This window comes from Variovorax sp. UMC13, assembly GCF_014170375.1.
Taxonomy (GTDB): Bacteria; Pseudomonadota; Gammaproteobacteria; order Burkholderiales; family Burkholderiaceae_C; genus Variovorax.
Map to the genome: position 1 here is coordinate 140,576 of NZ_LZZW01000029.1, position 13,172 is coordinate 153,747.

General features: G+C 72.1%; 4 protein-coding genes. 2 read left to right on the top strand and 2 right to left on the bottom strand.

Annotated elements, in window-relative coordinates; genetic code table 11:
* Positions 1–8 precede the first annotated feature (8 nt).
* Both A9977_RS23140 and A9977_RS23145 read left to right on the top strand, forming a co-directional pair.
* Positions 9–11,183 (top strand): filamentous haemagglutinin family protein, encoded by an 11,175-nt coding sequence (locus A9977_RS23140; RefSeq protein WP_183027186.1) that lies wholly within the window; start codon positions 9–11, stop codon positions 11,181–11,183.
* A gap of 76 nt (positions 11,184–11,259) precedes the next feature.
* Positions 11,260–11,886, top strand: coding sequence for an RNA polymerase sigma factor (locus A9977_RS23145; protein WP_183027187.1), 627 nt, complete (start codon positions 11,260–11,262; stop codon positions 11,884–11,886).
* Positions 11,887–11,916: 30 nt separating this feature from the next.
* Here A9977_RS23145 and A9977_RS23150 read toward each other — a convergent pair whose 3' ends face one another.
* Positions 11,917–12,693, bottom strand: coding sequence for a DeoR/GlpR family DNA-binding transcription regulator (locus A9977_RS23150; RefSeq protein WP_183027188.1), 777 nt, complete (start codon positions 12,691–12,693; stop codon positions 11,917–11,919).
* A 77-nt stretch (positions 12,694–12,770) separates the two neighbouring features.
* Positions 12,771–13,133 (bottom strand): DUF1937 family protein, encoded by a 363-nt coding sequence (locus A9977_RS23155; RefSeq protein ID WP_183027189.1) that lies wholly within the window; start codon positions 13,131–13,133, stop codon positions 12,771–12,773.
* Between the last annotated feature and the right edge of the window lie 39 nt (positions 13,134–13,172).

Below are 13,172 nucleotides of genomic sequence, written 5' to 3' on the forward strand. Positions count from 1 at the left end.
AATTTCACATGAGCACAGGCGGACACAAGAGCGCAGCAACGAAGACGACCACCAGGGGCGCCACGGCGGGCCGCACGGCCCTGCGCGGGCGGGGCTTCCGCATGGCACCGACGGCGCGCGTCGTCGCCATGATGCTGGCGGCCGGTGGCGTGCTCGCCGATGCCCACGCGCAACGCGCGCTGGGCGCGGCCTGGCTGGCGCAGAAGAACGTGATCCAGGGCACGGCGCAGGCCACGGGCCGGCTGCCCAACGGCCAGCCGGTGTCGAGCCTCACGAACCCCACGCAGCAGCGCGACAGCGCGCAGATGCAGCGCTCGCTCGACAACCTCAACCTCGCGGCGCGCGGCATCGCGGCGCAGCAGGCGGCCCAGGAAGCGGCGCGGCTGGCCGCGCTCAACGCCGATGCCACGGTGCCCGATGGCCTGGTGGACGGTGGCCTGAAGGTCGACACCCACAGCCTCACAGCCGGCTGGCTCAACGCCAAGGCGCCGGTGCAGAGCGCCGCGGGCGGGCGCACGGTGGTGGGCATCGAGCAGACCGACGAGAAGGCGATCCTCAACTGGGAGAGCTTCAACGTGGGCCGGAACACCACGGTGAAGTTCGACCAGAAGGGCGGCACGAAAGCCGACGGCACCAACGGCTGGATCGCGCTCAACCGCATCAACGACCCCAGCGGCAAGCCCAGCCAGATCGCGGGCCAGATCCAGGCCGACGGGTCGGTCTACATCGTCAACCGCAACGGCATCGTCTTCAACGGCAGCGCGCAGGTCGACACGCGCACGCTGATTGCCTCGTCGCTGGCCCTGTCCGACGCGCAGTTCATGCGGGGCATCAACAACCCGACGAGCATGGCGCACGTCTGGGCGGGCGACACGCTGCTGCCGGCCTTCGGCGACCACGCGCCGACGGTGACGCCGAACTTCGATCGCGCCGACGCCTGGGCGCCGACGGCCCCGACGCCCGGCACCGTGAGCGTGCAGGCCGGCGCGCGGATCCAGGTGGAAAAGGGCGACAAGCTGATGCTGCTGGGCACGCAGGTGAGCAACGCGGGCCGGCTCCAAGCGAGGGACGGCCAGGTCATCCTGGCCGCCGGCGAACAGGTGTGGCTGTCCGAGGACGTCAACGGCGTGCGCGGGCTCGACGTGGCGGTGTCGGGGCCGATGCCCTACCTCACGCTGTACTCGAACATCAACCAGGCCGTGACCCAGGGGCCCATCTATGCGTTCCATGACTTCCAGGCGCGGCTGGCGGCCGAGATCCTGCCAGCGCTGGACGCCCGCGCAGCGGCACTCGACTACAACGTGCTGAACACCGGCACCATCCAGTCGGACCGCGGCAACATCACCCTGCAGGCGCGCGACGTGCGCCAGATGGGCGTGCTCACGGCCAGCACCGCGCTCAACAACCGCGACGGCAGCATCCGCCTGCGGGCATGGGCGCAAGGCCAGCTGTTCGGCGGCGCGGGCATCTTCGAGGGCTTCAACTACGGCTCCGCGAGCTGGTCGGCCGGCACGCTGACCATGGGCGAAGGCAGCGTCACGCGGGTCCGGCCCGACGCCGAGGACACCAGCCAGATCGAGGCCACCGACCTGGCCATGCGCTACACGCCCGGCTCCATCAGCCTGTACGGCAAGCTGATCGACCTGCGTCCCGGCAGCCTGACGATGGCGCCCTCGGGCCTGGTCGACATCGTGGCGGCCACGGTGCCCTATGTCGTCGGCAACAAGCAGGTCATCACGCCGGGCTTCGGTGCCCGCGCCAACGACACGAGCCGCATCTACATCGACAGCGGTGCGGTGGTCAGCACGGCAGGCCTGCAGGAGGTGGCGGTGCCGATCGAGCGCAACTTCATCGAGGTCGACCTGCGCATCAACGAGTTGCGCGATTCGCCGCTGCTGCGCGACAGCTGGCTGCGCGGGCAGAAGCTCGTCGTCGACCGGCGCGCGAGCGGCGTGTTCGCGCACGGCCCGATGTCGGGCGTGCTGTGGGGCGGCGACGCCGGTGCCTGGCAAGGCACGCCGCTGGCCGACGTGTCGGGGTGGATCGGCGTCGGCAAGACCGACCTGCAGGAACTCTCCGCCACCGGCGGCAGCATCAACCTCAAGTCCGGCGGCGACCTGATCGCCCGCCCGGGCTCGCTGCTGGACATCTCGGGCGGCTCGGTGCGCTACGCCGGCGGCTGGAACACCACCAGCAAGATCCGCAGCCTGGACGGCCGCCTGCACACCATGGCCAACGCCTCGCCGGACCTGGTGTACGACGGCATCGCCGGGCGCTTCATCAGCGAGCACGCGCGCTGGAACGTCAGCGAGACCTTCCTGTCGCCCCTGCTGTCGGGCAAGGCCTTCGAGGCCGGCTACACCGAGGGCCGTGGGGCCGGTGCGATGCTGATGTACGTGGGGCAGGGCGTGGTGCTCGAGGGCGAGCTGGCCGGCGGCACGGTGGTCGGCGAGCGCCAGCAGGGCGACGCGGGCACGGCCAAGGCCGGCCGCTGGACCTTCGGCGGCGGCAGCAACCTCGAGTGGCCCTGGAACCTGGGCGCGCTCACCATCTCCGATGCGCCCGAGCAGCTGGGCAGCGACTTCACCCGCGCCAGCGCGCTCGACACGCGCTGGCGGCAGGCCGACGGCAGCACCGCCAGCTGGTTCGATGCCGGCATGCTGGAGCGCAGCGGCCTGGGCAGCATCCAACTCGCCGTGGGCGGCAATTTCACGCTGGCCCAGGATACGGAACTGAGGCTGGCGCCCAGGACCGCGTTCGCCATCATCGCCAGCGCGGGCAACACCTCGAGGCTCGACTTCCGGATCGACGGCACGCTGCGAAGCGCGGGCGGCTCCGTCGTGCTGGCGAACCAGGACCCCACCGGCGGCAGCGTGACGCTGGGCGCTGGCGCACGCATCGACGTCGGCGGGCAATGGCACAACGAGACCTTGAACGGCCGGGCGGTGGACGTGCTCGCCAAGGACGGCGGCACGATCTCGCTCGAGGCCGCCAAGCTGCATGTCGAAGGCCCCGCGACCCTCGTCGTCTCCGGCGGTGGCCGGGGCTGGCGCGAGGGCAGCAAGAAGAAGCTGGACATGGGCGATGCCGGCAGCATCCGCCTCGACGGCGTGGCCGGCAAGGACCTCGACCGGCTGGACCTCCAGGCCTTCGCGGCCGGCTCGGGCGGCTCGCTCGCGCTGGTGCTGGCGCAAGACCAGCTGAGCATCGGCGGCCCGCCGCTGGCCGACGCGTGGCGCCTGCCGACCACGCTCTATGGCGACCGCGGCTTCCGCGCCGTGTCGCTGGAAGTGCCGGGCCCGGTGGACATCGCCGACGGCACGCGGATCGGGCTCGTGCCGCTCGGTTGGGACATGGTCGGCGTCGACCACGAGGCGATCGCCAGCGGCAGCCGCCTGGGCGAGCTGCTGACGGCCTCGCTGCTGCGGCCCGAGCAACGGCTGGCGCGCGCGCCGGCGTCGTTGAGCCTCTCGACCATGGGCCAGGGCGACCTGCGGGTGGGTCGGGACGCGAGCATCCGGGTCGACACCGGCGGCACCTTGTCGCTCAACGGTACCGCCGTCGATGTCCGGGGCACGGTCGTGGCGCCGGCCGGCGCGATCAGCGTGAGCGCGGCCACCACCCTGACCCTGGCCGAGGGCGCGAGCCTGCTGGCGCGCGGCGCGGCGGTGGTCCATGACGACGCCCGGGGGCGGCGCGTCGGCCGCGTGCTCGACGGCGGGCGCGTCACGCTTCGGGCCGCCGACCTGGCGCTGGAGACGGGCTCGCTGATCGATGTCTCGGGCACGCAGGCCGTGCTCGACGGCGCGCCGTCCGCATGGCATGAAAGCACCGGCCTGGAGGTGGCCAGCCATGGCGGCAGCATCGCGGTCACCGGCAAGGGCCTGATCGCAGGCCGCCTGGTCGCGCGGGCCGGCGGCGCCGGCGCGCATGGTGGTTCGCTGTCGCTCACCCACTCGGACCCCTCGGTGCAGGGCGACCCGGGCCAGCTGCTGGTGCGGCAGTTCTGCGGCATCGTCGGCTTCTGCGATCCGTCGCAGGTGATCGGCGTCGATTTCTCGAAGGTGCTGGAAGACTACGGCATGCCCGGTTTCCCGCGCATGGTGCTGACGCAGGCCTTCATCGACGCGCTCAGCAACTCGCTGCGCGCGGGCCTGTCGGTCACCGACGCGGCCTTGCAGGCCGGCGGGGGCACGATCGACTTCGCGGCCTACGGACTGGATGACGCCGCGCTGGATGGTTTCCGCGACGGCGTCGGCATCGACCTGCGCGCCATCCAGCCGACGCGTTCGCTGCTCACCGTGCGTCCCGGCGCGATGGCGTCGGGCGGGTTCGCGGACCTCGCGCTGAAGGCCAGCGGACGGGTGGAGCTGGGCGACGTGCACCTGAGCGCCGGCCGTTCGATCACGGTGGACGGCATGCTCGCCCGTGCGCCCGGCGAGTCGGCCGGCGCCAGCCTGGTGGCGCCCTACATCGTGCTGCAGCGCACCGGCTCCAACGCCAAGGCCGCGCCCGCGGACGAACTCGCGGGTCAGCTGCGGCTGCAGGCCGATACCGTCGATGTGTACGGCGGCCGCAACGCGGGCGCCATCCACGGCCCGGCGAGCCTGCGCGGCTTCGCGCAGACCACGGTGACGGCGGACGAACTGCGCTTCACGGTGGTCACGCCCGGCAGCGGGGCCGAGCCCACCGGCGCGCGCGAGGCCACGCTCGACGTCGACGGCAGCTTGCGCATCGAGGCGGGCCAGGTGTACCCGTCGACCGGTGTCGACGCGAAGATCGTCGCCAGCCGTTCGATCGAGGTCCATGGGAACGGCGCCATGCCGGACGCACCGTTGTCCGCCGGTGGCGCGCTCACCCTGACGGCCCCGGTGATCGAGCAGCACGGCGTGTTGCGCGCGCCCTTCGGGCAGCTCACGCTCGCCGCCGGCGAGCGGCTGGTGCTCGGCGCCGGCAGCCTCACGTCGGTCTCCGGCGACGGCCTGCTGGTGCCCTACGGCGCGCTCCTCAACAACGAGTACTGGACCGGCCCCTTCAAGCTGGAGGGCGAACGCGGCATGTCCGCACCGCCGGAAAAACGCATCGTGCTGCAGGGAGCGTCGGTCGACGTGGCCGCTGGCTCGGTGATCGACATCCGCGGCGGCGGCGACATGGTCGCGCGTGAATTCGTGCCGGGCAGCGGCGGCTCGCACGACATCCTGACGCTGCCGGGCGCCTACGCGGTGGTGCCCGGCCATGCCTCGGCGGTGGCGCCCGGCCTGCCCGCGCGCGCGGGCCACAGCCTCTGGCTGGCGGGCGGCAACGGCCTCGCGGCCGGCTGGTACACGCTGCTGCCGGCCAGCTACGCGGCGCTGCCGGGGGCCTTCCTGGTGCTGCCCACCGGCGCACCGGCCACGCTCGGCACCCCGCCGGCTGGCACGGCAATACGGGCGGACGGCTCGGTGGTGATGGCCGGCCGCGAAGGCAATGCGCTGGCCGGTTCGGCCGATGCCCGCAGCGGCTGGTGGCAGGTGATGAACGGCGCCCAGTTGCGCCAGTACAGCCAATACCACGAGGCCCAGGCCAACACCTTCTTCGCCTCCGAGGCCTTCAAGCTCACGCAGTACCGGCTGACCGGCATCGACATCGTCACGCCGCGGCTGCCGATGGATGCGGGGGCGGTGGTGCTGCGCGCCTCGCAGCAGCTGCAGCTTGGCGGCACCCTGCAGGCGCGGGGCGGCAGCGGGCCGGACGGCGAGACCGGCCGCGGTGGCCTGGTCGACATCGTGGCCGACAAGATCGCCATCGTCGGCGCCGGGCAGGACCCGTCGGCGCTGCGCGCGGAGGGCTTCCTGGTGCTGGCCTCGGACATGCTGTCGAACTTCGGCGCGGGCAGCCTGCTGGTCGGCGGCACCCGCTCCGGCGATGCGCTCGGGCTGGCGCTGGACATCGAGGCCAGCGAGATCCTGGTGCGCAACGACGCCGGCAGCGCCCTCGGCGGGCCCGAGATCATCCTGGCCGCGACCGATGCGGTGAAGGTCGCGGACGGCAGCGTCATCCGCGCCGTCGGAAAGGCGGATGGCCGCGGCACCAACCTCATCGTCAAGCCGCGGCAGAAGGCGGTCTATGCGGACCCCGACGGCCAGCTCGACGACAACCGCGACGGCGTGATCGACCAGCTCGACGCGGCGGACGACGTGCTGGTCTCGCCGTCGCGCGACTGGGGCGCCTTGCTGCGGCTGTCGAACGCGGGAACGGCGCAGGTGCTGCGCTCGGCGGTCGACGCGACGCAGGGCGGCATGATGCAGATCGGCGCCGGCGCCACGCTGGCCGGCGGCGCGTCGCTGCTGATCGACGCCACGCGCACCACCCTGCTGGCGCCGAGTGCCCGGCTGTCCGGCGAGGCGCTGTCGGTGGCCTCCGGGCGCATCGGGCTGGGCGGTGGCAGCGAGGGCCTGGTGCTCGGTGCCGGGTCGTTGGCACAACTGGCCGACACGCGCGAACTCACCTTGCGCAGCTACGGCAGCATCGACTTCCACGGCAACGTGGACTTCGGCGGCGCCGGTCTTCGCAGCGTGGTGCTCGATGCGCAGCGCCTGTCGGGGCAGGGCGGCGACGTGGTGGTAGACGCCGCCCTGCTGACGCTCAGCAACAGCAGCGGTGCGTCCGTGGGCGGCAACGGCACCGGCCTCGGCAGCCTGCGCCTCACGGCCGACGAACTGCGACTGGGCAGCGGCGAGAAACGGGTCGACGGCTTTGCATCGATCGAATTCGGCGGCCGCCAGCGCGTGCTGGCCGTCGGCAGCGGCAGCCTGGATGCGGGGGCGATCGACCTCGTGCTGCGCACCCCCGTGCTCACCGGCCAGCGCGGCGCGCGCCAGGCCGTGACCACCACCGGTGCATTGACGCTCGCGCATGCGCCTGGTGCCGCATCGGCGGCCGAAGCGGAGGACAGCCTGGGCACCTCGCTGTCGCTCACCGGCGGCTCGGTCGGCGTCGATGGCCGCATCGTGGCGCTCGGCGGCAGCGTGTCGCTCCAGGCCTTGACCGGCGACCTGCAACTGGCGGCAGGCTCGCGCATCGATGTCGGCGGCTTCGCCAAGCGTTTCTTCGACGTGGCCGCCTACGCCGATGCAGGCCGCATCACGCTGCAGGCCGGCCAGGGCCACATCGTGCAGGCGGCCGGCTCGACCCTGGCCCTGGCGGCCCATGCCGATGGCGGCAATGCCGGCACGCTGAGCGTCGAGACCGCGGGCGCGGGCACGGTGTCCCTGGACGGTGAACTGCTCGCCCAGGCGGGCGCCGGCGGCCAGGGCGGGAGCTTTGCGTTGAACATCGCCGCACTGCCCGGCTTCGGCGCGCTCGCTGCGCGCCTCAATGCGGCGGGCTTCGACGCCGCGCGCGATTTCCGCGTGCGCAGCGGCGACGTGACCGTCGACGGCCGCACGCAGGTGGCGGACTTCCGGCTCAGCGCCGACCAGGGCCGGGTGACGCTGGCCGGCGCCATCGATGCGCGTTCGACCTATGGCGGCCGCATCGCGGTCGCCGGCGGCGGCGGCGTGACCATGACCAACGCCGCTTCGCTGCGGGCCGGTGCCACCGACGCCGAGCTGGGCTCGGGCCGGATCACGCTCGAAGCGAGTGGCGGACAACTGGACCTGCAGGGGGGCGTGATCGACGTCGGCGGCGGCGAGGGCGGACGCGTGCGCCTGCGCGCGCGCCAGAACGCAGGCCACGACGAGGTCGCGGTGACGGCCTTGAACGCCACCGTCACCGGCGCACGCTCGGCGGTGCTCGAAGGCGTGACGGTGTACGACAGCCCATCGGTCGATGCCGTCAAGGCCCAGGCCGTGGCCGACGCGCAGCGGTTCGCATCCCACGCCGGTGCCGTGGCCCGGCGCCTCGGGCTGGGCCCGGTGAGCGTGATGCCGGGCATCGAGATCCGCAGCGACGGCGACCTGACCCTCGGCACCGACTGGAACCTCTACGGCAGCTTCGGAACCGGCCTGCGCGAAGGCGGGCTGACGTTGCGGGCGGCCGGCAACCTGTTGATCGGCGCCAACCTGAGCGACGGCTTCGACGCCGCGGGCCGCAGCGGCGTGCTGCAGGACGCCGCCTCGTGGGACCTGCGGCTGGTGGCCGGTGCCGACCTGTCGGCGGCGAACGCGCTGTCGGTGCGCCAGGCTACGCAACTCGCGGCGGGCAGTGGCAACGTGGTGGTCGGCACCGCCACGGCCGGCTCCCTGGTGCGCACCGGCACGGGCGACCTGCAGCTGGCCGCGGGTCGCGACCTCGACCTGGCCCACCAGGCGTCGGTCATCTACACGGCGGGGCGCAGCGACAGCACGGTGTGGGCCGATTTCACGACGCTGCCTTCGTCGATCGAGCTGCAGGGGCCGAGCTGGGACCCGAGCATCGGGACGGTGGCCCTGCCCACGGCGGCCTATGGCGTGCAGGGCGGCAACCTCGAGCTGCGCACGGGCGGCGACATCCGCTCGGTGGCGGTGGCCGGTGCCGAGGCCCAGTTCTTCGGCGAATGGCTGCGGCGCCTGGGGCGCAAGGAGCCGACCCTCTCGGGGACCCCGGGGGTGGTCACGGTCGACATGCCGTTCCAGCCCGGCGAGCAGGCGACCTGGTTCGTGGACTACGCGAAGTTCAACCAGGGCGTGGGCGCACTGGGCGGCGGCAACGTGACGGTGCAGGCCGGCGGCGGCATAGACGACCTGCTGGTGGCGCAGCCGACCCATGGCCGGGTGCGCGGTGGGCGCACCGCGGGCGAAGCGATGACGCTGGTGCTCGGCAACGGCGGCGCGATGAAGGTGACGGCCGAGGGTGCCATCCGCGGCGGCCAGTACTACATCGGCCGCGGCGAGGGCCACATCACGGCCGGCGAAATGACGGCGGGCGCCCGCGCGCAGGCACCGGTCCTGGCCATCGGCGACAGCGTGCTGGGCGTCACCACGCGTGGCGACCTGAACGTGAGCACGGTGGCCGATCCGTTGATGACCGACCAGCGCTACACCAACGCCTACCAGGGCAGCAGCACGATCTACGGCGGCTTCATGAGCGGCTACACCGCGCGCAGCGCGGTGGACCTTCGCTCGGTGGGCGGCGACCTGGTGCTCGGCACGGCGGACATCGGCAGCCTGAAGGGGCAGGACACCTATCCGTCGAAGCTCGCGCTGACCGCGCTCAGCGGTTCGGTGAGCAACGAGACCGGCTCGTACAACCCGATGCAGTCCGACGACCAGATGTACTACGTGCCGCGCACCGGCCTGCTGTTCATGATGCCCTCGGCGCAGACCGAACTGCGGGTGCTGGCCGACCGGGACGTGCGGCTGGGCGAGATCGTCATGTCGCGGAGTGCGCCCGACATGCTGCCCCGGCCCTTCAATCCGATGCGCGACTGGGTGTCGGCCCTGCGCCGGTGGATGATCGATCCCACGGGCGGCCTCGTCGGCACCCCGCAGAGCAGCACCCCTGAGTTGAACTGGCTGGCCGACGATCATGCGCCGAGCCGGATCTACGCGCGCTCGGGCGACATCGTGCGCCGCGTCTCGAGCAAGCTGGTGGCCAGCGAGCAGCTCTGGCTGCGCGCCGGCGAGGACATCCGCGGTCTGCGGCTGGACCTGCGCAACAACCATGCGGACGAGGTCTCGATGCTGGCGGCGGGCAAGGACGTCATCGGCCTCATCGCCGACCCGCAGCTGATGAACAACCCGAACACCACGGCCACCATCGGCATCCAGGGCCCGGGGGGCCTGCTGGTGTCGGCGGGCCGCGATGTCTACAACGTCAACGCGATCAGCCAGGGCAACATCCAGCGCTGGGACGCCAACAACTTCCCCGAGGAAAGCAGCCGGGTGCAGCACCTGCCCGACGAGGGCGCGTCGATCACCGTCATGGCCGGCCTGCAGGGCAAGGACCCGGACTACGCCGCCTTCGTGGCCGCCTACCTCGACCCGACCCGGGTGGCCGCGATGCCGGCGCATCTGGTGAGCACGCTGGCCGACGGCACACGGGTGCCGCGCTACCTGCTCGATGCGCAGGAAACGCGCGCCGGCGGGCAGGAGAAGACCGTGCAGCGCGGACTCGTTTCCTACATGAAGGAGATGACCGGCGAATCCTTCGATCCGCTGGCGGCCTGGGCCCGTTTCCGCGCGCTGCCGGCCTTGGCCCAGGAGGTGTTCGCGCGCCGCGTGTTCCAGCAGGAGCTGCGCGAAGCCGGGCGCAACCAGAACACGCCCGACGCCAAGGGCGAGCCGGTGCATGGCGGCTACAACCGCGGCTACGCCGCCATCGAGACCCTTTTCCCGGGCAGCGACTGGAAGGGCAGCGTGCTGGCCGACAGCATGACGCTGCGCACCATGCGCGGCGGCGACATCGACGTCCTGGCGCCGGGCGGCCACCTGCAGGCGGCATCGCTCACGCGCATCCCGGCGGCCGGCGAGGGCCTCGTGACCCTGGCCGGTGGCCACATCGGCCTGTTCGCCGACGACAGCGTGGTCGTCAACCGCTCGCGCATCCTGGCCTTCGTCCCCGAGGCGACCCAGCGCGGCAGCGACATGATCATCTGGTCGAGCAACGGCGACGTGGACGCGGGGCGCGGCGCCAAGACCGTGCGCGTGCCCTCCAGGCCGATCGTCAAGACCGACGTCGACGGCATGACCCGGGTGACGGAGCGCTCCGACATGAGCGGCAGCGGCATCGGCACCGTGGGCGACGGCGACGTCGACCTGATGGCGCCCAAGGGCACGATCAACGCCGGCGATGCCGGCATCCGCTTCGCCGGCAACCTCAACCTGGCCGCCCTGCACGTGCTCAACGCCGACAACATCCAGGGCGAAGGCGACGTCACCGGCTTGCCGGTGGTCGCCGCGGTGGACATCGGCGCGCTGACCAACGCCAGCGCCGCGACCGCGCAGGCCACGGCGGCGGCGCAGGAGGTGCTGCAGCGCGAACGTGCGGCGGCGCGCCAGGCGCTGCCCTCGGTGTTCACGGTGCGGGTGCTGGGCTTCGGCAGCGAGGCGCCCGAGCGTGGCGGCGCGGCCCTTCAGCCCGCGCCCTCGGCGGCCGCGGCGACCGCCCCGCGCTACGACGCCACGAGTCCCGTGCGGCTGGTGGGCAACGGCCAGAACTTCGAGAGCCGGGGCTGGGCCCTGCTGACCGAGCCCGAGCGCCGTCAACTGCGCCAGGAGCGCTGAGCCGCGTCGTTCCGTACGCCCCATCCTGCGGCGGCAGGGTGGGGCGCCATCGCCCTTCACACGAGGCAGAGCCACCATGGCATTCGACACCCCCGGTGATCTCGCGGCGGCGTGCGGCGACGAGATCGCCTGCGCTCCGCCGGCCGATGCACGGCACGGCCAGGCCTTGCGCGGCTTCCTGGTGACGCACTACGACCAGCTGCAACGCAAGCTGATGCGCCATCTCGGCTGCGCCGACATGGCCAGCGAATGCCTGCACGATGCGTGGCTGCGCCTGGGCCGATCGGCGATCAGCGATCCGGTCCAGAGTCCCGAGGCCTACATCTACCGCATGGCGTGCAACGTCGCGACCGATCGCGCGCGCAGCAACCGGGCATGGCAGGGCGCGGGCGACGCCGACGAGGCGCTCGCCCACTTTGTCGATGAAGCACCGGGCCCCGACGACATCGCGGCCGGGCGCGCCGACCTGGCCGCGGTGGAGCGTGCGCTGCAGGACCTGCCGCGCCGCCACCGCGCGGTGCTGATCGCGCTGCGCATCGACGAGATGGCGCGCCAGGAGGTGGCCAGCCGTCATGCCCTGTCGTTGCGCCGCCTGGACACCGTGCTGCGCCAGGCGCTGCGGCACTGCGCCGAGAAGGCGAGGCCGCAGGCGCTCCAGGGCGGGCGTGCGTTCGATCCACCGTGCCCGGCGCCCGAGCCCTGAAGACGGCCGCGCGCCCCGGGAGCGGCCGCCTCAGAGGCCGGCGTCGTCGGCCAGGATGACTTCGACGCGCGCCACGCCCAGCGCGTTGGTCAGCGCCGAGCCCTCGGGCAGCTGGTCCGTGACCAGGCGGTCGAGGCCGGCCAGCGGGCTCCAGGGGAACAGGGCTTCGCGACCCAGCTTGGACGAATCCGCGAGCACCGTGACCGACCGCGCATGCGCCACCATGGCGCGCGCCACGTCCGATTCCTCGAGTGCGAAATCCATCGCGCCGAACTGGGAAATGGCGCCCACCGTCAGCACCGCGTGGTCGGCACGGAAGCGCGAGATCTGCTCGAGCACGAAGCTCCCCAGGTTCTGGCTCGACTCCTCGCGGTACTCGCCGCCGAGCAGGAAAACCTTGTTCTTGCCGCGTCCCTGGCCCATCACGCGCGCGATGGAGGCCGAGTTGGTGATCACGGTCAGGCCCGTGGACTCGGCGAGCGCCTCGGCGAACATCAGCGTGGTGGTGCCGGTGTCGATGAACAGGGATTCGCCGGGCTTGAACAGTTGCGCGGCGCGCTTGGCGATGCGCTTCTTGTGCGGCGCGCTCTCGTTCATCCGGATGTCGAAGGAGTTCTCGCTCGAGGCCTCGGGCAGGACCGCGCTGCCGTGCACCTTGCGGATGCGCCCCTCTTCGGCCAGGCCGGAGAGATCGCGCCGGACGGTTTCCTTGGACGCGCCCAGCATCACGGCCAAATCCTCGACGGAAACGCGGCTGTTCTCGCGCACCAGTCGCACAATCTGCTCTCGACGTTCCAGTGGTTTCATTCTTGCGGGCAGGCCCTGGTCATTTGCTCTCACAAGTCTATTCCATGTCTTTTGGCGAGCCGGGCCGCGCGCGGGCCTCAGCTCGGCGCGAAGCCGGCTTCCACCACGCTCCACAGATGCACAGGGCAGCCGCGGTCCTGGAAGATCCGCATCTCGCGGGCCACGCCGGAGCTTTCCTTCCAGCCCGGCGCATCGATCACGATGAGCTCTTCCATCGCATCCATGAAGACCTGGTCCACCGGCGCCCAGAGCCTGCCAATGGCCGCCTTGTCCAGGCCCGCGAGTTCGCCATTGATCGGGTGCGACATCGAGACCTGACTGAAGACGGCGCAGCCGGCCCTCACGATCCTGGCGGCGACTTGGTTGGACAGTCGGAAGCGCTGCGCCACCACCTCCTTGTCGTCGTGGCCGTAGGGACAGGCCAGAAAAATCTTGCGCATTGCTTTACCTCTGCTGGTTGAAAAATTCGGGGATGTCGG